Source organism: Salmonella sp. A7 (assembly GCF_020181675.1).
Classification (GTDB): domain Bacteria; phylum Pseudomonadota; class Gammaproteobacteria; order Enterobacterales; family Enterobacteriaceae; genus Salmonella; species Salmonella enterica.
Genome location: NZ_CP084001.1, coordinates 710525 through 735190 on the forward strand (window position 1 = coordinate 710525; position 24666 = coordinate 735190).

A 24666-nucleotide genomic window follows, 5' to 3' on the forward strand; every position below is an offset into this window, starting at 1 on the left:
TGGCCTTCATTTAATCAGTCGCTATATAATTTATTATATAGCGACTAAGGAGGTCAGATGAATAATCATTTTGGGAAAGGGTTAATGGCTGGGTTGCACGCGCCATATGCATATAGCGCGCATCATGCGGTGAATTTCTGTTCTGAGTATAAACGTGGCTTTGTATTGGGTTTTACACACCGTATGTTCGAAAAGACCGGCGATCGTCAACTTAGCGCGTGGGAGGCCGGAATTCTGACGCGTCGCTATGGTCTGGATAAAGAAATGGTGATGGATTTCTTTAAAGAGAATCATTCCGGGATGGCGGTTCGCTTCTTTATGGCCGGTTATCGACTCGAAGGTTGATCCAACAGGGGTATTATCTTGCTTTAATTAATTACACTATCGCCTCTTCCCTTCGTTTTACTGTTCCGTCGAAGTATTATGGCGCACATAACCATAAAAAAAGTGTGGTAAATGGCGTACCGATCGCAATAACTTCTTCGCGAACAGTGCAAAATAAAAGCCAGGTCTTCGTAACGGAATAACTATAAAATGACTGGAGATAATACTCTCATCACTTCTCACGGCATTAACCGTCGTGATTTCATGAAGCTTTGTGCAGCACTGGCCGCTACTATGGGGCTCAGTAGCAAAGCCGCCGCAGAAATGGCAGAATCGGTATCCAATCCACAGCGTCCGCCCGTTATCTGGATTGGCGCTCAGGAGTGTACCGGTTGTACCGAATCACTGCTTCGTGCTACACACCCAACCGTTGAAAACCTCGTTCTGGAGACCATCTCTCTGGAATACCACGAGGTACTTTCCGCCGCATTCGGTCACCAGGTCGAAGAAAACAAACATAACGCTCTGGAGAAGTATAAAGGGCAATATGTTCTGGTGGTGGATGGTTCTATCCCACTAAAAGATAACGGTATCTACTGCATGGTTGCCGGCGAGCCGATCGTGGATCACATCCGCAAAGCCGCCGACGGCGCAGCTGCGATTATCGCTATCGGTTCCTGCTCGGCATGGGGCGGCGTTGCTGCGGCTGGCGTAAACCCAACCGGCGCTGTCAGTCTGCAGGAAGTCTTACCGGGCAAAACGGTTATCAATATTCCAGGTTGTCCGCCAAACCCGCATAACTTCCTGGCGACCGTCGCGCATATCATCACTTACGGCACGCCGCCGAAGCTGGATGCGAAAAATCGTCCAACCTTTGCCTATGGCCGTCTGATTCATGAGCATTGCGAACGTCGTCCACACTTCGACGCAGGCCGTTTTGCCAAAGAATTTGGCGACGAAGGCCACCGTCAGGGCTGGTGTCTCTACCATCTTGGCTGTAAAGGGCCGGAAACCTGGGGCAACTGTTCTACGTTACAGTTCTGTGACGTTGGCGGCGTCTGGCCAGTGGCGATCGGTCATCCTTGCTATGGCTGTAACGAAGAAGGTATCGGCTTCCATAAGGGCATTCACCAGCTTGCTCATGTCGAAAACCAAACTCCGCGTTCAGAGAAACCTGACGTCAATATGAAAGAAGGCGGCAATATCTCTGCGGGCGCTGTCGGTCTGCTTGGCGGCGTAGTCGGTCTGGTTGCCGGCGTCAGCGTGATGGCGGTACGTGAACTGGGGCGTCAGCAAAAGAAAGATAACGCTGACTCACGGGGAGAATAACCGTGAACAGACGTGACTTTATTAAAGCAGCCTCCGGTGGAGCATTGCTGTTGGGCGCCGCGCCGTCTGTCAGCCATGCGGCTGCAGAAAACCGTCCGCCAATTCCAGGTTCGCTGGGCATGCTGTATGACTCCACTCTGTGCGTGGGCTGTCAGGCCTGCGTCACAAAGTGTCAGGATATCAACTTCCCGGCGCGTAACCCGGAAGGGGAGCAGACCTGGTCGAACAACGACAAGCTGTCGCCGTATACCAATAACATTATCCAGGTATGGCGTAGCGGCACGGGCGTGAACAAAGATCAGGAAGAGAACGGCTATGCCTACATCAAGAAACAGTGTATGCACTGCGTTGATCCTAACTGCGTTTCCGTTTGCCCGGTGTCGGCGCTGAAAAAAGATCCGAAAACCGGCATCGTCCACTATGACAAAGATGTCTGCACCGGCTGCCGTTACTGTATGGTTGCCTGCCCGTACAACGTACCTAAGTACGACTACAACAACCCGTTTGGCGCGCTTCACAAGTGTGAGTTGTGTAACCAGAAAGGCGTTGAGCGTCTGGATAAAGGCGGTTTGCCTGGGTGTGTGGAAGTTTGTCCGGCAGGGGCCGTCATTTTCGGTACTCGTGAAGAGCTGATGGCGGAAGCGAAAAAACGTCTGGCCCTCAAACCAGGCAGTGAATATCACTATCCGCGCCAGACGTTGAAAACGGACGACACCTATCTGCATACGGTGCCTAAATACTACCCACACCTCTACGGTGAAAAAGAGGGCGGTGGTACTCAGGTGCTGGTGCTGACAGGCGTTCCTTATGAAGATCTGGATCTGCCGAAGCTGGATGACCTTTCAACCGGAGCGCGCTCCGAGCATGTTCAACACACGCTTTATAAAGGCATGATACTACCCCTGGCTGCGCTGGCGGGCTTAACCGTGCTGGTTCGTCGTAATAGCAAAAACGACCATCACGATGGAGGAGACGATCATGAGTCATGATCCAAAACCGCTGGGCGGAAAAATCATCAGTAAACCGGTCATTATTTTTGGACCGTTAATCGTCCTGTGTATGCTCCTTATCGTGAAGCGTCTGGTCTTCGGGTTGGGCTCCGTTTCCGACCTGAACGGCGGTTTCCCGTGGGGCGTCTGGATTGCCTTTGACCTGTTGATCGGCACCGGCTTTGCCTGCGGCGGTTGGGCGTTGGCATGGGCGGTGTATGTCTTTAACCGTGGGCAATACCATCCGTTGGTGCGCCCGGCGTTGCTGGCAAGCTTGTTTGGTTACTCGCTGGGCGGCCTGTCGATCACTATCGACGTCGGTCGTTACTGGAACCTGCCGTACTTCTACATTCCAGGTCACTTCAACGTGAACTCGGTACTGTTTGAGACGGCGGTCTGTATGACCATCTACATCGGCGTGATGGCGCTGGAGTTTGCGCCTGCCCTGTTTGAACGTCTGGGCTGGAAAGTGTCGCTCAAGCGTCTGAATAAGGTGATGTTCTTTATTATCGCGCTGGGCGCGCTGCTGCCGACGATGCACCAGTCCTCAATGGGGTCATTGATGATCTCGGCGGGCTATAAAGTACATCCGCTATGGCAAAGCTATGAAATGCTGCCGCTGTTCTCGGTTCTGACCGCGTTTATCATGGGCTTCTCCATTGTCATATTTGAGGGTTCGCTGGTTCAGGCAGGCCTGAAAGGAAACGGTCCGGATGAGAAAAATTTGTTTGTTAAGCTGACGAATACCATCAGCGTGCTGCTGGCGATTTTCGTCGTCCTGCGCTTTGGCGAACTGATTTATCGCGACAAGCTGTCCTATGCGTTTGCCGGCGATTTTTACTCCGCTATGTTCTGGATTGAAGTCGTCCTGATGGTCTTCCCGTTAGTGGTGCTGCGTGTGGCGAAACTGCGTAATGACTCTCGTATGCTGTACCTGTCGGCGCTGAGCGCGCTGTTGGGCTGCGCGACGTGGCGTCTGACCTATTCGCTGGTGGCATTCAACCCGGGTGGCGGCTACCACTACTTCCCAACCTGGGAAGAATTGTTGATTTCTATTGGTTTTGTGGCCATTGAGATTTGTGCATACATCGTACTCATTCGTCTACTGCCGATACTTCCTCCTTTAAAACAAAACGATCATAATCGTCATGAGGCGAGCAAAGCATGAGCCAGAGAATTACTATTGATCCGGTAACCCGTATTGAGGGTCATTTACGCATTGACTGCGAAATTGAGAACGGCGTCGTATCCAAAGCATGGGCGTCCGGCACCATGTGGCGCGGTATGGAAGAGATCGTGAAGAACCGCGATCCGCGCGATGCGTGGATGATTGTGCAACGTATTTGCGGCGTTTGTACGACAACTCACGCGATCTCCTCCGTTCGTGCGGCGGAAAGCGCGCTGAATATTGATGTTCCCGTCAACGCGCAGTATATCCGTAATATTATTCTGGCGGCGCATACCACCCATGACCACATTGTCCATTTCTACCAGCTCTCTGCGCTGGACTGGGTGGACATTACCTCTGCGCTGAAAGCCGATCCGGAAAAAGCCTCCGCGATGCTGGATGGCGTGTCGAGCTGGCACCTGAACAGCGCGCAAGAGTTCACGAAAGTTCAGAACAAGATCAAGGATCTTGTCGCCAGCGGTCAGCTAGGTATTTTCGCCAATGGCTACTGGGGGCACCCGGCAATGCAGTTACCGCCGGAGGTCAACCTGATTGCGGTCGCCCACTATCTGCAGGCGCTGGAATGTCAGCGTGACGCTAACCGCGTGGTGGCGTTGCTGGGCGGTAAATCGCCGCATATCCAGAACCTGGCGGTCGGTGGGGTGGCGAACCCGATCAATCTCGACAGCATCGGTACGTTGAACCTTGAACGCCTGATGTACATCAAATCGTTTATCGATAAGCTGAGCGATTTTGTCGAGCAGGTGTATAAAGTGGATACCGCAGTCATCGCGGCCTACTATCCGGAATGGCTGGAGCGCGGCAAAGGCGCGGTGAACTACCTGAGCGCGCCGGAATTCCCGACCGACGGTAAAAACGGCAGTTTCCTGTTCCCGGGCGGTTACATTACCAATGCCGATCTGTCGACATACCGTCCGATCACCTCTCACTCCGACGAGTTCCTGATTAAAGGTATTCAGGAGAGCGCGAAGCACGCCTGGTATAAAGATGAAGCGCCGCAGGCACCGTGGGAAGGCACCACGATTCCGGCTTACGACGGTTGGTCGGATGACGGTAAATACTCATGGGTCAAGTCGCCGACATTCTACGGCAAAACCGTCGAAGTCGGGCCGCTGGCGAACATGCTGTGTAAACTGGCTGCAGGTCGTGAATCCACCCAGACCAAGCTCAATGAAATCATTGCGCTTTATCAGAAGCTGACCGGCAAAACGCTGGAAATGGCGCAACTTCACTCTACGCTGGGTCGTATCATCGGGCGTACCGTTCACTGTTGTGAACTGCAAAACGTATTGCAGGATCAATACAACGCGCTGATTGTAAATATCGGCAAAGGCGATTACACCACGTTTGTGAAGCCGAACATTCCGGCGACGGGCGAGTTCAAAGGCGTGGGCTTCCTGGAGGCGCCGCGCGGTATGCTGTCTCACTGGATGGTGATTAAAGACGGTATTATCAGTAACTATCAGGCAGTGGTGCCATCGACCTGGAACTCAGGTCCGCGTAACTTCAACGATGACGTGGGGCCGTACGAACAGTCGCTGGTCGGTACGCCGATCGCCGATCCGGCGAAGCCGCTGGAAGTGGTACGTACCATCCACTCCTTCGACCCTTGCATGGCGTGCGCGGTACACGTGGTGGACGCCGATGGCAATGAAGTGGTCTCGGTGAAGGTTTTGTAATGCGGATATTAGTCTTAGGGGTCGGCAATATTTTGCTGACCGATGAAGCCATCGGGGTGCGTATTGTTGAAGCGTTAGAGCAACGATACACCCTGCCGGATTTCGTTGAGATTCTGGATGGCGGTACGGCGGGAATGGAACTTCTTGGCGATATGGCGAATCGGGATCATTTGATCATTGCCGACGCCATCGTGTCGAAAAAGAACGCGCCGGGAACCATTATGGTACTGCGCGACGATGAAGTTCCGGCGTTGTTCACCAACAAAATCTCCCCCCATCAGCTTGGACTGGCCGACGTATTGTCGGCCCTCCGCTTTACCGGCGAGTTTCCGAAGAAGTTGACCCTGGTCGGCGTTATTCCACAGTCGCTGGAACCGCACATCGGCTTAACGCCAACCGTCGAGGCGATGATTGAACCTGCGCTTGAGCAGGTTCTTGCTGCGCTGCGTGAATCCGGCGTCGAAGCAATTCCTAAGGAGACGGCGCATGTCTGAAACGTTTTCCGGATTCGACACGGCGCCCGTCGCCCGGGTTCAGGCGGCGTTTGAAGAGATAGCCCATCGTTCGATGCACGATCTTTCGTTTCTGCATCCGACTATGCCTGTGCATGTCTCTGATTTTACGTTGTTTGAAGGACAATGGACGGGCACGGTAATTACGCCGTGGATGTTAAGCGCATTAATCTTCCCTGGCCCGGACCAGATCTGGCCCGGGCGTACCGTCGGTGAAAAACTCGGTCTGCAACTGCCTTATGGCACGATGACCTTTACCGTTGGCGAACTGGAAGGCGTTTCGCAATATCTTGCCTGCTCGTTGATGTCACCGCTTTCCCGTAGCCTGTCGCCGGAAGAGGGCGTCCGGCTGGCGGATGACTGCGCGCGGATGCTGTTATCCCTGCCGGTAAGCAATCCTGATGCACCGCAGACAAGCCGGCGTGCGTTGCTGTTTGGCCGTCGGAGCTGTGAGAATGCATGAGCTGTCTCTTTGCCAAAGCGCCGTTGAAATTATTCAGCAGCAGGCAGAACAGCACGGCGTGGCGCGCGTCACCGGCGTATGGCTGGAGATAGGCGCGCTTTCGTGCGTTGAAGAGCGCGCGGTTCGTTTCAGCTTTGACATCGCCTGCCAGGGGACTTTAGCGCAAGGGTGCGAATTGCACATCGACTACAGACCGGCCCAGGCCTGGTGCTGGGATTGCAGTCAGGTGGTGGAAATTCTCAGGCATGACGCGCAATGTCCGCATTGTCATGGCGATCGCCTGCGGGTGGATACCGGCGATTCGTTGAAAGTAAAAAGTATTGAGGTCGAATAACCCGCATTTTATTCCAGGTGGTTAATTATGTGTATTGGCGTCCCCGGTCAGGTGCTGGCCGTCGGAGATGATATTCACCAGCTTGCGCAGGTGGAAGTGTGTGGCATCAAACGTGATGTCAATATTGCTCTGATTTGTGAAGGTAAGCCAGCCGAGCTGATAGGGCAATGGGTATTGGTACACGTTGGTTTTGCGATGAGCATCATTGACGAAGACGAAGCGAAAGCCACGTTAGATGCGCTGCGCCGCATGGAGTACGACATCACCAGCGCGTGATCCCTTAATCACCTCTATTATATCGCTCTACAATCGTTGTATAATTATTTATATATCGATTGTGGGGCGAAACCTATGAATAAATTTTTGCGCCAGCTCTCTCTGCTGGCGTTGCTTTTTTGCTGGTCGTTAATGTCACAAGCGGCGCGTACTTTTACCGATCAAATTGGCCGCCAGGTCACGGTTCCCGACACCGTCGACAGAGTGGTGGTGCTCCAGCATCAAACGCTCAATCTCCTTGTACAGATGAATGCCACTGACAAAATCGTTGGGGTCATGGCGAACTGGAAACAGCAATTAGGCGACGGCTATGCGCGTCTGGCGCCGGAACTGGCGCAAAAAGCCTCGCTGGGCGATCTAACGCAAGTTGATCCTGAAAAACTGGTGGCGCTGCGCCCGCAGGTGGTGTTTGTCACGAATTACGCTCCACAGGAGATGATCGACAAGATCAGCCGTCTTGGCATTCCGGTGGTGGCGATTTCGCTGCGCCATGATGTTGTTGGCGAGCAGGCTAAAATGAACCCGACCCTGGCCGATGAAGAGCAGGCTTACAACCGCGGGCTGCGTGAAGGAATAACGCTGATTGGCGATATCGTCAATAAACCGCAGGAGGCGAAAGCGCTGATTGAGGCGATGGATAAAGGTCGCAAAATGGTCAGCGACCGTTTGCAGTCGGTTCCTGAAAATGAGCGGGTTCGCGCCTATATGGCGAATCCGGAGCTAACCACCTACGGTTCCGGTAAATATACCGGTCTGATGATGGCCCATGCGGGGGCGCTGAATGTAGCGGCATCCTCGGTGAAAGGCTTTAAGCAGGTGACAATGGAGCAGGTGATCGCCTGGGATCCACAGGTGATCTTTGTCCAGAATCGCTATCCGAAGGTCGTCAATGAGATCCTGCACAATCCCCAGTGGCAGGTCATTGACGCGGTGAAGCATCATCGGGTTTACCTGATGCCGGATTATGCCAAAGCTTGGGGATATCCGATGCCGGAGGCGGTGGGAATCGGCGAACTGTGGATGGCGAAAAAACTCTATCCGGAAAAATTCCACGATATTGACATGCAAAAGGCCGCTAACGACTGGTATCAACGTTTTTACCGTACTGACTATCAGGGCGTACAGTGATGCGAATACTGGCTGCGGGGAGCTTGCGTGTCGTCTGGCCGCAGCTAATGGCGGCGTTTCAGGCGGATGCGGTATGTGATTTCGGTCCGGCGGGGTTGTTACGTGAACGCATCGAAGCGGGCGAAGCGTGCGACTTTTTTGCTTCGGCGAACCTGGCGCATCCGCAGGCGCTGCTGGAAAGCGGGCGGGCGCTGCGGGTCGCGCCTTTTACGACGAACCGTTTGTGTCTGAGCGTGCGGGCACAGGCGATGCGTGAAGGCGAGGACTGGCTGTCGCTATTAACCCGGCGGGATCTGCGGATCGGCACCTCAACAGCAGGTTGCGATCCTTCCGGCGATTATACGCAGCAGCTTTTTTCGCGGATGGGCAAGGAGGGCGAAGCGGTCCGAAAACGCGCGGTAGCGCTGGTTGGCGGCAGGCAGACTTTGTCGTTACCGGCGGGCCGGTTGGCGGCGGAATGGCTCATCAATCATGATTACACCGATATCTTTATCGGCTATGCCAGCTATGCTCCCAGGCTACGGCAGGTTAATTCGCTGCGAGTGGTTGATATCCCGGAACCTTATAATCCCGTGGCTGAATATGGCTTTGCCTGCCTGAGCGAGCAGGGAAAAACGCTTGCCGACTTTTTACTATCAGCACGGGCGAGGTCGATTCTCATGCAACATGGGTTTAGTGAAGCGCCGCATATGACACGCTCGCAGAACTGATAAGCGAAGCGTCAGCAGGGAATACCATGCCGGATGACGACATTACTACCCCATCCGGCATTATGGTTTAACTTTGACGTTTATCTTCGGTATGGTTTTCGAAGTCGCTGGCGTCATGGCGTTCGTGAAGCTGTTCGTTCAATGGGCCGTTGGTCCGGTTGACAATGCGCCCCCGCTTTACCGCCGGACGTTCGGCTACCTGTTTCGCCCAGCGTTGTACGTTTTGATAACTTCCGGCATCCAGAAACTCCGCTGCATCATAGACATTCCCCAGCACCACGTTACCGAACCACGGCCAGATGGCCATATCGGCAATAGTGTACTCTTCTCCCGCGACATACGGGTGGTGAGCTAACTGCTTATCCAGCACGTCCAGCAGACGCTTGGCTTCCATGGTGAAGCGATTAATGGCGTACTCAATTTTTACCGGCGCATAATGATAGAAATGACCGAAACCGCCGCCGAGGAACGGCGCCGCGCCCTGTAGCCAGAACAACCAGTTAAGGGTTTCTGTGCGCTTAGCCAGATCCTGCGGCAGGAAATGGCCAAACTTATCCGCCAGATAAACAAGAATTGCGCCCGACTCAAAAACCCGAATCGGCGGGTTGTGTGAATTATCGCGCAGCGCCGGGATTTTTGAGTTCGGATTGATGTCAACAAAGCCGCTGGAGAACTGATCGCCCTCGCCGATGCGAATCAACCAGGCGTCATATTCGGCACCAGTCACGCCCAGCGCCAGGAGTTCTTCCAGCATAATGGTCACTTTCTGGCCGTTAGGCGTCCCCAGCGAATAGAGCTGTAACGGATGTTTGCCGACGGGCAGCGTTTTGTCGTGCGTCGGGCCGGAAACCGGGCGATTAATGTTAGCGAACGCGCCGCCGCCGGATTTATCCCACGTCCAGACTTTTGCGGGTTGATAAGTATTATCTGCCATATTGACCTGCCTTCACTGTGGTGGTGTTGAAGCAGTGTAGCAGCTTGCTAACCGGACATTTAACCGATTGGGACATTCCGGCGAGTGAAATTTTAACCTTCTGGCCTCAGTGTGCCTTATTGAGGTGTATGATTATGTCGACCTCTGTCCGGTTAGTGTCACAGAGCAGACAATCAGAGCGAAATCACGCCAGGCTGCTCAGGCGGTCTTGTTTTGAGGTAAGTGCATGAGCAAAGGAACCACCAGTCAGGATGCCCCCTTCGGGACATTATTGGGTTACGCCCCCGGCGGCGTAGCGATCTACTCTTCAGATTACAATTCCCTCGATCCGTGGGACGACGACGACGCAGCTTTTCGTAGCTACATCGACGATGAATACATGGGGCATAAATGGCAGTGCGTGGAATTTGCCCGCCGTTTTCTCTTTCTGAATTATGGCGTTGTTTTTACTGACGTCGGCATGGCCTGGGAAATCTTCTCGCTGCGTTTTCTGCGCGAGGTCGTGAATGACAATATTTTGCCTTTGCAGGCCTTCCCGAACGGTTCGCCGCGCGCGCCGGAGGCCGGGGCGCTGCTCATCTGGCAAAAGGGCGGCGAGTTTAACGAAACCGGGCACGTCGCGATTATCACCCAACTCCTGGATAACAAAATTCGTATTGCTGAGCAAAACGTTATCCACACGCCATTGCCGCCAGGGCAGCAGTGGACTCGCGAACTGGAAATGGTCGTAGAAAACGGGTGTTACACCCTGCGCGACACCTTTGATGACACGACGATTTTAGGCTGGATGATCCAGACCGACGACACGCAATACAGTTTGTCACAGCCTGACATCGCGAATCAGTCGCTGGCGATTCGCGGCGCAAGACTGCCAGAGAAAGGTCAGTTTGACGGTCAGTGGCTGGATGAGTGCGATCCGTTACAAAAAGCCTATGTACAGGCGAACGGACACGTTATCAATCAGGACCCGTACCAGTATTTTACCATCACTGAGAGCGCTGAACAGGAGCTTATCAAAGCGACTAATGAGTTGCATTTGATGTACCTGCACGCCACGGACAAAGTTTTAAAAGACGATAATCTGCTGGCGCTATTCGATATCCCCAAAATTCTTTGGCCGCGCCTGCGTCTCTCCTGGCAGCGCCGTCGTCACCATATGATCACCGGTCGTATGGATTTCTGCATGGATGAACGCGGGCTGAAAGTCTATGAATACAATGCCGATTCCGCATCATGCCATACCGAAGCGGGATTAATTCTCGAAAAATGGGCTGAGCAGGGCTATACCGGTAAAGGGCATAACCCGGCGGAGGGCTTAATTAACGAGCTGGCAGGCGCCTGGAAACACAGTAAAGCGCGTCCTTTCGTCCATATCATGCAGGATGATGATATCGAGGAGGACTATCACGCGCAGTTTATGCAGCAGGCGCTGCATCAGGCCGGCTTCGCGAGCAAAATTCTCCGCGGGCTGGGCGAGTTGCGCTGGGATGACGCCGGGCAGTTGATTGATGGCGACGGACGGCTGGTGAATTGTGTCTGGAAAACCTGGGCGTGGGAAACGGCGATGGAGCAGATACGCGAAGTCAGCGAGACGGAGTATGCCGCAGTGCCTATTCGTACCGGGCACCCGAAAAATGAAGTCCGGCTGATTGATGTATTACTGCGCCCGGAAGTGTTGGTGTTTGAACCGCTGTGGACGGTGATCCCAGGTAACAAAGCGATCCTGCCCATCCTGTGGTCGCTCTTCCCGCATCATCGCTATTTGCTCGACACGGATTTTACCGTTAACGATGAGCTGGTGCAGACCGGCTATGCGGTAAAACCGATTGCCGGACGTTGCGGTAGTAATATTGATTTGGTGAGCCATCAGGAAGAGCTCCTGGATAAAACCAGCGGCAAGTTCGCCACGCAGAAAAATATCTATCAGCAGTTGTGGTGCCTGCCGAAGGTCGCCGGGAAGTATATTCAGGTCTGTACGTTTACCGTGGGCGGTAACTACGGCGGTACGTGCCTGCGCGGCGATGATTCATTAGTCATTAGAAAAGAGAGCGATATTGAACCGTTAATCGTCATCAAAGCGTAACGGGGTCATTCTCGTCGGGATATCGGCGTTGGTGCCGATATCCCGCCTGTTGTGTTTACCAGCGAACGGCTTTCAGCTTGCCATTTACTGGTAACATATGAGAAATAATATCACAAATTATTCTTAACTTTTCTGACGCAGGCGGTGACGCTCGCCGCGTTGGCGCATCCGTTTCCTGATTTTCGACTAATCGATACTTTTTGCGGCTGGTTACGCTGCCCCCATTCCTTTGGATTTAGGTCATGCCTGTTTGGCTGGTAAACGGACAGCATAATATATTGATGAGTCCAAATGATATTATTGGTCATATAAAAAGTTTACGTTAGGTTATTTTTCTATTGCAAAAGTTTGCGTTTAAACCCTGTCTGCAATCTTCGTGGCGAGATATAGCTACACCTAAGTAAATGCAGTTAATTATTATTCAGCTATTGTTGTCAGCCTTGTAAATAATATTTCCGTATAAAGTGAAGCGACTTCCATTATGACTATTAATAGTATTGTTGAATAGTTTACTCTGTAATTATTTAAGTTTAGTGGACGTTTTGTCTTATTCTGGTGAACGTATGGTTATGGCAGATGACAGCCGATTTTTCATTATGTTAGCATGAGTTGATAATACTTTATCCAGGCATAGATCAGGATGTCCACATATAATAAGGAGAATGGTATATGTTTAAAAAAGTATTAGGCTTGCGCCACTGGAATAATAATGTTGTAAAAATACCGCCGCCAGCAGAATCTGGCGCTAATGCGTCTGACGTGGTGGTGGATACTCCTGAGCCTTATGAGCGGATATTGTGTCAAAAAATTCTGATGGGGATTTCGACGATCGATATCATTCGTAATGCCATCATTAAGTCCTGTGAGCAGCTCAACATTGAAAAAGAACGCATTAATGAACTTAACGAACAGAATGATAAAGCCAGAAGTTCATTAAAATCGCTCGTGGAATTTATCACCGAAATTGGCACGACTTCATCGGATATTGGCTGTCGTATGGGCGACTTAAATACCTCCTTAACGCAAATTAATGCGTGTATTAAAGAGATACAGAAGATCGCTAACCAGACCAATTTGATAGCGATTAACTCCGCGATCGAGGCCGCGCGCGTAGGGGATGCCGGGCGTGGTTTTAGCGTTATTTCGAAAGAGGTGAAAAACCTGTCCGAAGATGTTAAACACAGTTCGAAAAGCGTCAGTACGTTAACCTCTGTAATCAAAGATAATACGGCCAGAGTGAGTGAGGTACTGGATAACCAACAGCCGGTTATTGATAATATTACGACTAACATAAATCAAATTGTGGAGTCTATTGGCATCGTCATCGATAAATCGCTGAGCATGAAATCGGTCATGCAGTACATCTCTACGGTGCAGTTTTTGAATATTGTTAAAGTTGACCATGTTATCTGGAAAATGGAAGTCTACAAATTACTCTTAAATAAAGACATAAACAGTAAAATAACGATGCACGATCAGTGTCGGCTGGGGAAATGGTACTACGGTTTTGAAGGGCAGCAGTTTAGCAATTACTACAGTTTCCGTAGTCTGGAAGCGCCGCATAAAGAGGTGCATACTGCTGGTCACTCTGCGTTGAACTATTTTGCCGCAGGCAATATGAATGCGATGTCGCAAGAACTCGACAGAATGGAGCGATCCAGTAATGAGGTGGTTAACCAGCTGGAAATGCTGGCTGTCGATTTGTTAAAAGAAACCACACTGTGAAGTCATGAGTTATTACCGTATAACCAACTGGAGCCATCATCAACAGGACTGATGTATCACACTTTCTGCACTGGAGTTATTCCGGACAGAGAAAAGAAGCATGACGCAGAAGATGGCTGTGTTTGTTCACCCGAATCACTTACCTTAGTAAGTGATTCGGGATTAATCAGCAACCTCTTTGCTTTTTATCGGCGGCCAGACTTTGGCTGGAAAAGTGCGTTACTGCTAAATTTCTCACTCTCTTACCGCCTTCCTGCCCCTCGGAATACCTGAAACCTGTGCTCACAGATTAATAGCGATTATTTAATCGTGAAATAACGTTGGGCATTATTGAAGCAGATATCCTGAACCATACGGCTTAGCATCGCTTCATCATCAGGAATCTCTCCGTCCTGCGCCCACTGTCCCAGCAGGTTACAGAGAATACGACGGAAATATTCATGTCGCGTATAAGAAAGGAAACTGCGGGAGTCGGTCAGCATCCCGACAAACTGACTTAACAGTCCCATTTGCGACAGTTGCTCCAGTTGGCGCAGCATCCCGTCTTTCTGATCGTTAAACCACCAGCCGGAACCAAACTGCACTTTTCCGGCAATTCCCGGCCCCTGGAAGTTACCGATCATGGTCGCCAGGACTTCGTTATCACGTGGGTTCAGGCAATAGAGGATAGTCTTGGGCAGTTCATTGGTCACATCCATACTGTCGAGCAAACGGGAGAGCGCCCAGCTAATGTTATTATCGCCAATGGAGTCAAAGCCGGTATCCGGCCCCAGCAGGCGGAACATCCGGGTATTATTGTTACGGATCGCGCCAATATGTAACTGCATCACCCAGCCGCGCGCGGCGTACTGACGGCCCAGCCAGACCAGCACCGCTGTGGTAAACTGGGCGATCTCAAGTTCGCTCAGCGTTTCGCCAGCCAGACGTTTGCCCAGAATGGCGTCAAGCTGCGCATCGTCGGGCACCGGTGCAAATCGCAGCGTTTCAATGCCATGATCCGACGCGCGGCAGCCGCAGGCGGCGAAATGGTCGAGACGGCGAGTGAGCGCCTGACGTAAATCGTCGAAACGGGTAATGCTGACATCTGCCGCCGCTTCCAGTTTCCCCAGGTAATCGACAAAGCCGTCCAGTTCGATTTTGAAAACTTTGTCGGGGCGCCAGCTTGGCGCGACTTCAATATCAATGCTGTCGTCGGCGGCTATCTGGCGGTGATATTCCAGAGAATCTATCGGGTCGTCGGTGGTTCCGACCATCCGCACATTCATCTGCTGCATAATACCGCGCGCGGAAAAGGCCGGCGTCGCCAGTTTCTCATTACACTGCGTCCAGATACTTTCTGCGGTATCCGGTCCGAACAGCGTACCTGTAATGCCAAATGGACGGCGTAGTTCAAGGTGCGTCCAGTGATACAGCGGATTACCCAGCGTTTTTGGTACGGTATTGGCCCAGGCCATATATTTTTCATAATCGCTGGTCTCTTTGCCGGTGATCAGCGATTCATCCACGCCTGCGCTTCGTAGCGCTCGCCATTTATAGTGGTCGCCTTCCAGCCAGATCTGACCGAGGTTATCGAAACGGCGATCGTCGGCAATTTCCTGCGGACTTAAATGGCAGTGGAAGTCATAAATCGGCATGGGCGCGGCGTATTTATGGTACAGCGTGCGGGCAATGTCGTTTTTAAGTAGAAAATCTTCAGTCATAAACGTAGCCATGATTTATCTCCTTACTTAGCCAGCGCTTCTACCGTGGCTTTCGCGCCGTTCTGCAATAGCTGTTGGTAAGCGTCGGTAACGGCTTGCACAAATTCGTGGTTCTTCGGCAGGTCGCTGCCAAAGATAGACTCGATGGCCAGTAGCCCGCGAACGCGTTCTTCCGGCGTCTGATATTGCTGATGAATCGCCTGATACTGCGCGAGCAGCGGATCGACGACATCAATGGTTTTACCTTGTTCATCGACACCGCCGACGTAACGCATCCATCCGGCGACGCCCAGCGTCAGGTGGCGATAGTCATCGCCCTGTTGTAAGTGCAGACGTACCGGGTCCAACAAACGCTGCGGCAGTTTCTGACTGCCATCCATCGCGATCTGCCAGGTGCGGTGTTTCAACGAGGGGTTAGTGAAACGCGCAATCAGCAAATTCGCATACCCTTCCAGATCGGTGCCTTCCGGCATTGACAACGTCGGCGCTTGTTCATCAAGCATCAGCGCCAGCGCCGCGCGACGGTAAGCCGGGTTGGTCATGGTATCGGCGATAGTGTCATACCCGCCGAGATAACCCAGATAGGCGAGGAAAGAGTGACTGCCGTTAAGCATACGCAGCTTCATCATCTCAAACGGTACGACGTCTGCAACGAATTGCGCGCCGACGGTGTCCCAGTCCGGGCGACCATTCACAAAGTTATCTTCGATGACCCACTGGCGGAAGGGTTCGCAGGCGATAGCGCAGGGATCATAAACCCCTAACTGGTCGGCAACCAGTTGTAGCGTCTCTTCGGTCGCTGCCGGAACAATGCGGTCAACCATGGTGCAGGGGAAGGTCACATTGTCGGCAATCCATGCGGCGAGGGCGGCATCGCGAGCTTTTGCCAGACCGAGGACGGCAGCCTTCGCGACGTGACCATTCTCGCGCACGTTATCACACGACAGCACGGTAAAAGCTTTCAGTCCTTGCTCCCGGCGCATGTTTAGCGCTTCGACAATATAGCCAATGGCGGATTTAGGCTGCTGTGGATGGGCAAGATCGTTTTGGATCAGCGGGTTATTGACATCAAGCTCGCCGCTGGCGGGGTCGGTGCAGTAGCCTTTTTCGGTCACGGTTAAGGAGACGATGGCGGTTTCCGGGCGCGCCATTGCCGCCAGAATCCCTGCATGACCGTCGAATTCAGGGTGTAGCGCTTCTTTCATTGAACCGATAATTTTCAGTTCGGTGCTTTCTGCGCCGCGTTCTGCAACGGTGTACAGCAGATTTTGCGCTTTCAGGTTCGCGATCAGCCGCGCGTCGTTACCCGGCATCAGGTTCACTTCACAAATGCCCCAGTCGCTGTCGCTCTTTTCCAGTAGATGATGAGTAAAGAGCGCCTGGTGCGCGCGGTGAAACGCCCCGCAGCCCAGATGCACAATACGGGATACCAGACGTGATTTGTCCCAGTTTGGGCGGGCGACGGAAACCTGGGCGGTGGCGATATTCTGTTCCATTGCAAACTCCTGTCATTCGACGTCTTCGCCCGCGATCTCCGGGGCGAGGCATGTTGCTATTGCATTGAGTAGGGGAAATCGCATGACGCGTCGCGCCATGCGAAAGAAGGTTATTTGCTAAAGAAAGCGCGCTGGATAGCCAGTTCGACGCCGCGGACTTCCGCAAGCCCTTTCAGACGGCCAATGGCGGAATAACCCGGATTCGTTTTCTTCTTCAGATCGTCCAGCATCTGATGACCGTGGTCCGGGCGCATTGGGATCAGATCGTCGCTACCTTCGGCTTTACGACGGTGCTCTTCTTCCACAATCGCTTTAACGACTTCATACATATCCACATCGCCGTGCAAATGGGCGGCCTCGTGGAAGGTCTTCGGATTCTCTTCGCGCAGCGTAGAGCGCAGATGCGTAAAGTAGATGCGCGGACCAAATTGCTTGATCATATCAACCAGATCGTTGTCGGCGCGCACGCCGTAAGATCCGGTACACATGGTGAAGCCGTTCGCCATGCTATTAACGGTTTCCACCATCCATTGCATGTCTTCAATGGTAGAGACAATGCGCGGCAGGCCGAGAATAGGGCGCGGCGGATCGTCAGGGTGAACGGCCATACGCACGCCAACCTCGTCGGCAACCGGAATAATGGCTTTCAGGAAATAGGCAAAATGTTCACGCAGTTTTGCTTTATCGATATCTTTATACGTCGCCAGGTGTTGACGGAACTGCTCCAGCGTATAGCCTTCTTCCGCGCCAGGTAAACCGGCAATAATGTTGCGGGTCAGACGTGCTTTGTCTTCCTCGCTCATGGTGGCGAAACGCCGCTCTGCCTGAGCAATCTCTTCTGCCGTATAGTCGGCTTCTGCTCCCGGACGCTTCAGGATGTGCAGTTCGAACGCGGCGAATTCAATCTGGTCAAAACGCAACGCTTTGGAACCATCCGGTAATACGTATTCCAGATCCGTACGTGTCCAGTCCAGCACCGGCATAAAGTTATAACAAACCGTATAGATACCGCATTGCGCCAGGTTACGTAGCGTTTGCTGGTAGTTTTTGATCCATAAATCGTACTGACCGGTGTGGGTTTTGATGTCTTCGTGGATAGGTACGCTCTCTACCACAGACCACTCCAGACCCGCCTCTTCAACGATTGCTTTACGTTTCTGGATCTCGTCTACCGACCAAATTTCTCCATTCGGGATATGGTGTAACGCCGTTACCACGCCGGTTGCGCCAGCCTGGCGTACATCTGACAGCGTTACCGGGTCGTTAGGTCCGTACCAGCGCCAGGTTTGTTTCATATCTCGTTTCCTCTTCTTGCGATAACGTCTTCGTGGTTGACCCATTGCCAGCCAACATCGAAACGTGCTTTGTAAACCCGTTCTGGCTCCTAAATTCAACCAAAAATTTTCTCATGTCAACCTTATTGTCTAAATTGGCTAACCAAATCACAAATATCATCATTCACGGTCTGCCAATTTTATTTATTTGATCTGTGTCAATTTTTACTGGGTGAAAAGCATTCACCATTCAACTTGAAATGAGTTGATGTATTTATTTCAAGAATACTAAGTGCGGGAGTTGCCGCCAGATTTTGACCGGTCCGGATGAGAAAATATTGATTGGTCAACCAATTTTTGTGATTTCAGTTTTCCCGCTACAGGTCAGACGGCGCGGAGCTAATGTTTTTTAACGAGGCTTTATCATGAAGATGACAAAATTAAGATGGTGGATTATCGGCCTGGTCTGCGTAGGGACCATCGTAAACTACCTGTCCCGTAGCTCGCTTAGCGTTGCGGCGCCAGCGATGATGAAAGAACTCCATTTTGATGAGCAACAATATTCCTGGGTGGTGAGCGCCTTCCAGCTTTGTTACACCATTGCGCAGCCGATCACCGGCTATTTGATGGATGTCATCGGACTGAAAATCGGCTTCTTTATCTTTGCCTTGTTGTGGTCGCTGATCAACATGGCGCACGCGCTGGCCGGCGGCTGGATAAGCCTGGCATTTCTGCGTGGTCTGATGGGGCTGACCGAAGCGTCGGCGATTCCGGCCGGGATTAAAGCCAGCGCCGAATGGTTCCCGACGAAAGAACGCGGTATTGCGGGGGGGCTGTTTAATATCGGTACTTCGATTGGCGCGATGCTGGCGCCGCCGCTGGTGGTCTGGGCGATGCTGACCTTTGCTGATAGCGGCATCGGTACTGAAATGGCGTTTGTGATTACCGGTGGGATCGGCGTGCTGTTCGCCATCACCTGGTTCCTGATTTATAACTCGCCAAATAAACACCCGTGGATCACCCACAAAGAGCTGCGTTATATCGAAGACGGCCAGGAAAGCTATCTCCAGGACGATAACAAAAAACCGGCCGTTAAAGAGATCGTTAAAAAGCGTAACTTCTGGGCGTTGGCGATTACCCGTTTTCTGGCTGACCCGGCATGGGGAACGCTGAGTTTCTGGATGCCGCTGTATCTGATTAACGTGATGCATCTGCCGTTAAAAGAGATCGCCATGTTTGCCTGGTTGCCGTTCCTGGCGGCGGACTTTGGCTGCGTTGCAGGCGGTTTCCTGGCGAAGTTCTTCATGGAAAAGATGCACATGACCACGATCAATGCGCGTCGTTGTAGCTTTACCATCGGCGCTGTTTTGATGATTTCGATCGGTTTTGTCAGCATTACGACTAACCCGTATGTCGCCATTGCATTGATGAGTATTGGCGGTTTTGCGCACCAGACGCTGTCTACCGTCGTGATTACCATGAGCGCTGACCTATTCAAGAAAAATGAGGTCGCGACGGTTGCCGGTCTGGCAGGATCTGCGGCATGGATGGGACAGTTAAGCTTCAACCTGTTTATGGGGGCGTTGGTCGCTATTATCGGTTACGGCCCGTTCTTCATTGCACTCAGTCTGTTCGATATTATCGGCGCCATCATCCTGTGGGTACTGATTAAAGATCCGGAAAAGCATCACCCGCCAATGACGGAACAGCCGCTGGCGTCTCACCGCTAAAGCTGTCTCGGTTTCACAGGCCTGATAAGCGAAAGCGCTACCGGCCTCTAACGGCCACCTCCGGGTGGCCGTCTTCATCTTACCTGAGCATAAAATCATACTGGATGCTCATCTTCACATCCCAGTAATTCAAGCGATCGCCCAGCGCGCTACCGTCGCGTTTTTCGCGCCCTTTGTCAGCGGCAAGAAAAATGTTCATGCCCTCTAGCGACCCCTCTTCAATACGATAATTTATGGCTCCCAGCAGACCCACCCCCTTAATTTGAACAGCGCGCTGGCTGGACTCATAACCGCGCGTGACGACAGGCGCGAATGTCATGGTGAGCTGTGGCGTAACACGGTAATTAACGCCCGCCTGCCAGGACTGCATGCCTTCCCGGTTGCGATCGAGGCTTAAAGAGAAGGGATAACCAATATCGGTATCGACTACTGCGCCGTTCATGGCGTGTTGCAGATAGCCGCCACTGGCAAACAGGCTGCCCCAGGGGGCGCTCCAGGTAAACTGAGCGCTAACCAACCCGGTCTCATTAGGCTGGGTGGATGAACGACTTAGCCCCTCCAGCCGGGCGTAAAAACCGAGCAGCTCGCCTTTCAGGGCATAACCATCGTCTAGTGGTATCCGTTTTTCAAAGATACCCTGTACCTGACGGGAGACATCGTTTTGCTGCGAGCCGCCTATGGAATAGCGGCTGCTCTCGTCGTGCCAGCTGGCGGCGAAAAATGCGCGTGGACGATGATGATCATATTGACCCGTTTTACTGTTGTAGACGCCTTCATTGCGAATACCGGTCGTTGAGTCTGTCCACTGAAAAACGCGGGTACGCCACATTGCCCAGAACTCTACATTTGGCGTCAGCGCCAGGTAGCCCAGCGCGCCTTCGGAAGCGGTCGGTAGCGTGCGTTGTGAGCTGCTGGCGATGAGTGGAATTCGCCAGGGGAGGCTGCCATAACTATAATCGGTGCCAAAACGACCTATTTTTAAGCGGCTATTTTCTGTTGGCTTTATTTTTATTGCGCCAAGCACATAGCCGAAACTCTCGTGTCCGTCTAAGTACCAGCGTGTACTCATATTATCGCGAGCACCGAGTTTATAAACATAATACGCGCTACCCTCGACACCGATCCGTTGTGAATAATAGCTGCTATTAAAATCAATTAACCCACCCTGAACCCAGGCATAAATATCTCTGCCTGCGCCCGCGCTGGGCTTATCAGCTCTTCGTAACTCATTTTTCAGTCTAAAACGTAAGGCGGACTCATCATCAGAAATTTGTAGGGCCAGGGCAGAAGGACAGGCCGCGACTACTGCTATTGGAATAGCCGCTATCTTCGCGAATTTTTTCATTGTTTAACCTGTTGTATATTATTGTTATCGAAAAGCTATTTATTAAAATCTTTAATAAGTTGTTGCTGTGACTGTTTTCGTTTATCTATCTCCTGAACAATCTCCTTAAATTTATTATCCGTTAATGGGTAAAACCAAATAATAATAAAAGCCAGTAACATAAAGCCGCACGGTATGAGCGATATAGACATCCGGATACCGGTAATGACTTCCGGCGTCTGCGTCTGATTGGCGATATAGCCACTTAACCCAAGAATAAAGGCCGGAATAGAACCGCCGATAGCCTGGCCGCATTTACGGGTAAAAGAAAATAGCGAGTAAGTCAGACCTTCTATGCGCACGCCCGTGAGATATTCGCCGTACTCCACGGTATCCGCCTCCAGCGCCCACATTACCGTCATGGTGATCCCCTGGCCAATAGCGGCAATCGCCAGAGCGGTTAAGGCCACGGGCACTGAATGGTCAGACATATAAAAGAAAAGCAAATACCCAAGGGTGCCCATTAAGGCGCCCGCCAGGAAGGTATTCTTCTTACCTATCTTCGCCACCAGACGGGGAACCAGAGGTGCTGACGCCACAGAACCTACCAGCATTTGTACCAGCACGATAACCGAGAAAAGGGCGGTATCATTCAAAACATAGCGTACATAGAACAGTGACGATGCGCTGACGGCGAAGGTCGAGATCAGAATGCATAGCGCGCCGGTACAAAGCATCATTAGCGGGCGGTTCTGTTTAAGCGTTTGCAGACTGATTTTTAACGACGGCTGCGCGACGATACGCACCACGTTTTCGCGGGTAGATTTAAAACAGATGAAATACAGCGCCATACCGGCAATGGCCAGGATAATGGTCCAGAAGAGGTAGACCGACGCCATTTCTGTCGGGCTGGAATGAGTAATACGCGGCCCGATCAGGAAGGCCAGACAGACAAACGTTAGCGAGGCCGCAATACTGCGCGCCGCGCCGAGACGGGCGCGCGAACGCGGTTCCTGAGTCATTGCCGTCGCCAGCGATCCATAGGGAATATTGACCATGCTATAGCAGAACCCAAGTCCCATATAGGTGAGATATGCGTAAATAACTTTGTTGCTATGACTCCACTCTGCCGGGACGCAGAATACCAGTACGCTAAACAGCATTAACGGCGCCGATCCGAACAGCAGGAACGGGCGAAATTTCCCCCAGCGGGTATTTACACTATCTACTATGCGTCCCGCCACCACATCGGCGAAGGCGTCAAATATTCGTACCAGTAAGAGCATCGTACCGGCAGCGGCGGCACCGACGCCTGCGACGTCGGTGTAATAACTTAGCAGGAACAGCGCCCCCATGGCGAAGGCGAAATTATTGGCAACATCACCCAGGCTGTAGCCTACGATAACGCGCCAGGAAAGCGGCTGGTTCATGATTTCTCTCCCTGCTGTGGCTTTTCGCCGAAGGTCATACCGGTCCAGCGTTTTTGCAGTATAAAGGCCGCCGATTTTGGTCTTCTGTCGCGGGTAAAAATCCCTTTTCGATTACCGCCGACGCGCATAATGCCCTGTGAAGTCGCGAAATCGGCAAAGTTCCAGACCTGCTCGCCGACAACGGCGCTAACGCGATCGAATACTCGGTGATACATCTCCAGCCAGGCGCACTGGTACTCTTCGCTCCACATGTCGCTGTACATCGAATGCAGCCCTGCCAGCGTATCGACACCATATTCCGTCATGATGATGGGGCGGTGGAGTTTCTCCTGCCAGGCCAGTAACTCTTTCTCCAGCACTTTTTCTGCTTTCGCAAGATCGCCGCTTTGTACATACCAACCGTAATAGCGGTTCAGGCACACCACATCGAAGAGGTCGGTGATGGTGTCGGTTTCCACATCGCAAAACATGACGTTCACGCAGGTTATAGGGCGGGTCGGGTCCAGTTCGCGCGTGGCCTGCGCCAGTGGCGCAAAATAGTCTCTGGCGCCTTCTGGACGGGTATCCGGCTCATTCGCGATACTCCACATCACCACGCTGGGATGGTTTTTATCGCGGGCGATCAATTCCTGAATAGCCTTGAGATGCGCCCGCTGTGTTTCATCATTGACGCCTTCCTCGCTGTATAGCGCCTTCGGTTTTTCGCAGGAATCAAAGCCGATACCTAAAGAGAGATTGAAACCAACAGCTGCTGTTTCATCAATGACGACAATGCCATGCTCGTCCGCCCAGTCGAGCATCTCTTCGGCGTAAGGATAGTGCGACGTGCGATAAGAGTTGGCGCCAATCCACGACATTAGCGCGTGATCGTGTACCATCAGCACGTTATCAAATCCTTTCCCTCGTAGATCGGCATCTTCATGGCGACCGAAGCCGGTAAAATAAAAAGGTTTATGATTTATCAGAAACTGTTCGCCTTTTACCGCTACGCTACGGATTCCTACCCGAAGCGGATAGTCATCACGTTCGTCCTGATGCTGTGCGATAACCCGCAGCTCGTACAGATATCCTTCGCCCGGTTGCCATAATCGTGGCGCTGCTATCTGTAATTCGCCCTTTGCCCCTTCGCCGTAGGCGACAATATGCTGCCCGGCATCCCGCAGTTCTACGCGTACTTCACCGTTGGCCTCCACCCGCCAGCTCAGTGTGGCCCGGGAGAGATCGTTCGCGACCTCCGTCGTCACCGTAATATCCTGAACAAACGTTTTTGGTGTGGTGTAGAGCATGACGCTACGGTGGATACCGGCGTAATTAAAGAAATCATGGAAGTATGATTGCTGCCTTTTCCCCGTTTCATCACGGGTCACCACCCCCGGAGGGATAGTCTGCCAGCTCAGCTCGTTATTGACGCATACTGTGATACGTATGCTCTCTCCGGCTGCCGCCAGGTGGCTGATATCCGCTTCGAAAGGTGTATAGCCTCCCTGGTGTTCCATCACGGCGTGGTCATTTACCCATACCTTTCCATAATGCGTGACGGCATCAAAACGTAGAACGATGCGTTGATGCTCCCAGCCTTTGGGGATGCGGACGTTGAGCTGATACCAGACATTGCCGACATAGTTGCGGATCTCTGCATCGGCAAACTGATCGTTATAACTACCCGGTACGGCGATAGCGCGGCTTTGGGGGAGCGGTTGTCGCCACCATTGTTGCGCGATACCGCAATCGTCTGCATCCGTGCAAAACGACCACAGTCCATCAAGTTTTTTGATTTCGCGGCTCTGGGTTTCTACGGGACGTAACATTGTTCACTCCTTAATCCTGATGAATTTTCATTGGTCAACCAGCAATAAAACAAGTTAACCAGTTGTCTGAGGCAATAGTTATCACGCAGCGATCGAGAGGGAAAATGCAGAAAGGAAGGATCTTAAGGCGGATCAAAAAAAACAGGATTGCAACCTGATTTTTGTTTCTTTTGTCACATAAAACCATTTTCATCCGTTGACATATGGCAAAAAATGTTCAATCGAACGT

Annotated in this window: 21 protein-coding genes; 14 read left to right on the forward strand and 7 right to left on the reverse strand. The window is 52.2% G+C overall.

The window, feature by feature from the left end; translation table 11 throughout:
* The first annotated feature begins 57 nt into the window (after positions 1-57).
* The 11 genes from LCS67_RS03410 (at position 58) to LCS67_RS03460 (ending at position 8933) form a co-directional block, all read left to right on the forward strand.
* Positions 58-345: a DUF2623 family protein gene (locus LCS67_RS03410; protein ID WP_001059119.1), complete on the forward strand. Its 288-nt coding sequence runs from the start codon at positions 58-60 to the stop codon at positions 343-345.
* Between the two features lie 189 nt (positions 346-534).
* Positions 535-1653, forward strand: coding sequence for a hydrogenase 2 small subunit (gene hybO / locus LCS67_RS03415; RefSeq protein WP_000145429.1), 1119 nt, complete (start codon positions 535-537; stop codon positions 1651-1653).
* Between the two features lie 2 nt (positions 1654-1655).
* Positions 1656-2642: a hydrogenase 2 operon protein HybA gene (gene hybA, locus LCS67_RS03420; RefSeq protein WP_001081721.1), complete on the forward strand. Its 987-nt coding sequence runs from the start codon at positions 1656-1658 to the stop codon at positions 2640-2642.
* Positions 2632-3810: a Ni/Fe-hydrogenase cytochrome b subunit gene (gene hybB / locus LCS67_RS03425; RefSeq protein WP_000017678.1), complete on the forward strand. Its 1179-nt coding sequence runs from the start codon at positions 2632-2634 to the stop codon at positions 3808-3810. Before hybA ends, hybB begins: the two co-directional genes overlap by 11 nt.
* Entirely contained in the window at positions 3807-5510 is a 1704-nt protein-coding gene (gene hybC, locus LCS67_RS03430; protein WP_000083045.1) for a hydrogenase 2 large subunit, read from the forward strand. The genes hybB and hybC overlap by 4 nt, the downstream gene beginning before the upstream one ends.
* Positions 5510-6004, forward strand: coding sequence for a HyaD/HybD family hydrogenase maturation endopeptidase (locus LCS67_RS03435; RefSeq protein ID WP_001221960.1), 495 nt, complete (start codon positions 5510-5512; stop codon positions 6002-6004). Before hybC ends, LCS67_RS03435 begins: the two co-directional genes overlap by 1 nt.
* Positions 5997-6485 (forward strand): hydrogenase-2 assembly chaperone, encoded by a 489-nt coding sequence (hybE, locus tag LCS67_RS03440; RefSeq protein WP_000004951.1) that lies wholly within the window; start codon positions 5997-5999, stop codon positions 6483-6485. Before LCS67_RS03435 ends, hybE begins: the two co-directional genes overlap by 8 nt.
* Positions 6478-6819: a hydrogenase maturation nickel metallochaperone HypA gene (gene hypA / locus LCS67_RS03445; RefSeq protein ID WP_000544945.1), complete on the forward strand. Its 342-nt coding sequence runs from the start codon at positions 6478-6480 to the stop codon at positions 6817-6819. Before hybE ends, hypA begins: the two co-directional genes overlap by 8 nt.
* A 27-nt stretch (positions 6820-6846) precedes the next feature.
* Positions 6847-7095, forward strand: coding sequence for a hydrogenase maturation factor HybG (hybG, locus tag LCS67_RS03450; RefSeq protein ID WP_000334890.1), 249 nt, complete (start codon positions 6847-6849; stop codon positions 7093-7095).
* A gap of 75 nt (positions 7096-7170) precedes the next feature.
* A complete protein-coding gene (locus LCS67_RS03455; RefSeq protein WP_001032025.1) occupies positions 7171-8223 on the forward strand; it encodes an ABC transporter substrate-binding protein in 1053 nt (350 codons plus the stop codon).
* A complete protein-coding gene (locus LCS67_RS03460; RefSeq protein ID WP_001613763.1) occupies positions 8223-8933 on the forward strand; it encodes a molybdate ABC transporter substrate-binding protein in 711 nt (236 codons plus the stop codon). The genes LCS67_RS03455 and LCS67_RS03460 overlap by 1 nt, the downstream gene beginning before the upstream one ends.
* 67 nt (positions 8934-9000) lie before the next feature.
* Here the strand turns inward: LCS67_RS03460 and yghU are convergent, their stop codons facing one another.
* Positions 9001-9867 carry a glutathione-dependent disulfide-bond oxidoreductase gene (gene yghU / locus LCS67_RS03465; protein WP_000774852.1) on the reverse strand — a complete coding sequence of 289 codons (867 nt, stop codon included), beginning with the start codon at positions 9865-9867 and terminating at the stop codon, positions 9001-9003.
* Positions 9868-10093: 226 nt separating this feature from the next.
* Between yghU and gss the strand changes: the two genes are divergently transcribed.
* Both gss and LCS67_RS03475 read left to right on the forward strand, forming a co-directional pair.
* Positions 10094-11950 (forward strand): bifunctional glutathionylspermidine amidase/synthase, encoded by a 1857-nt coding sequence (gss, locus tag LCS67_RS03470; protein ID WP_000033688.1) that lies wholly within the window; start codon positions 10094-10096, stop codon positions 11948-11950.
* A 669-nt stretch (positions 11951-12619) separates the two neighbouring features.
* Positions 12620-13675, forward strand: a complete 1056-nt coding sequence (locus LCS67_RS03475; RefSeq protein ID WP_000475255.1) for a methyl-accepting chemotaxis protein — start codon at positions 12620-12622, stop codon at positions 13673-13675.
* A 299-nt stretch (positions 13676-13974) separates the two neighbouring features.
* Here the strand turns inward: LCS67_RS03475 and uxaC are convergent, their stop codons facing one another.
* The 3 genes from uxaC to uxuA form a co-directional block, all read right to left on the reverse strand.
* A complete protein-coding gene (gene uxaC / locus LCS67_RS03480) occupies positions 13975-15387 on the reverse strand; it encodes a glucuronate isomerase (protein WP_000190180.1) in 1413 nt (470 codons plus the stop codon).
* 11 nt (positions 15388-15398) lie between these two features.
* Positions 15399-16871 carry a fructuronate reductase gene (locus LCS67_RS03485; RefSeq protein WP_000437125.1) on the reverse strand — a complete coding sequence of 491 codons (1473 nt, stop codon included), beginning with the start codon at positions 16869-16871 and terminating at the stop codon, positions 15399-15401.
* A 110-nt stretch (positions 16872-16981) separates the two neighbouring features.
* Complete coding sequence (gene uxuA / locus LCS67_RS03490) at positions 16982-18166, reverse strand: mannonate dehydratase (protein WP_000815491.1); 1185 nt, start codon at positions 18164-18166, stop codon at positions 16982-16984.
* Between the two features lie 404 nt (positions 18167-18570).
* Between uxuA and LCS67_RS03495 the strand changes: the two genes are divergently transcribed.
* A complete protein-coding gene (locus tag LCS67_RS03495; RefSeq protein WP_000784371.1) occupies positions 18571-19875 on the forward strand; it encodes an MFS transporter in 1305 nt (434 codons plus the stop codon).
* 79 nt (positions 19876-19954) lie between these two features.
* Here the strand turns inward: LCS67_RS03495 and uidC are convergent, their stop codons facing one another.
* The 3 genes from uidC to uidA are packed head-to-tail and all read right to left on the reverse strand — an operon-like array spanning position 19955 to position 24437.
* Entirely contained in the window at positions 19955-21220 is a 1266-nt protein-coding gene (gene uidC, locus LCS67_RS03500; protein ID WP_031566616.1) for a glucuronide uptake porin UidC, read from the reverse strand.
* A gap of 35 nt (positions 21221-21255) precedes the next feature.
* On the reverse strand, positions 21256-22629 hold the full coding sequence (gene uidB, locus LCS67_RS03505; protein ID WP_001075549.1) for a glucuronide transporter: 1374 nt from the start codon (positions 22627-22629) through the stop codon (positions 21256-21258).
* Positions 22626-24437: a beta-glucuronidase gene (uidA, locus tag LCS67_RS03510; RefSeq protein WP_000945953.1), complete on the reverse strand. Its 1812-nt coding sequence runs from the start codon at positions 24435-24437 to the stop codon at positions 22626-22628. Before uidA ends, uidB begins: the two co-directional genes overlap by 4 nt.
* Positions 24438-24666: the final 229 nt, after the last annotated feature.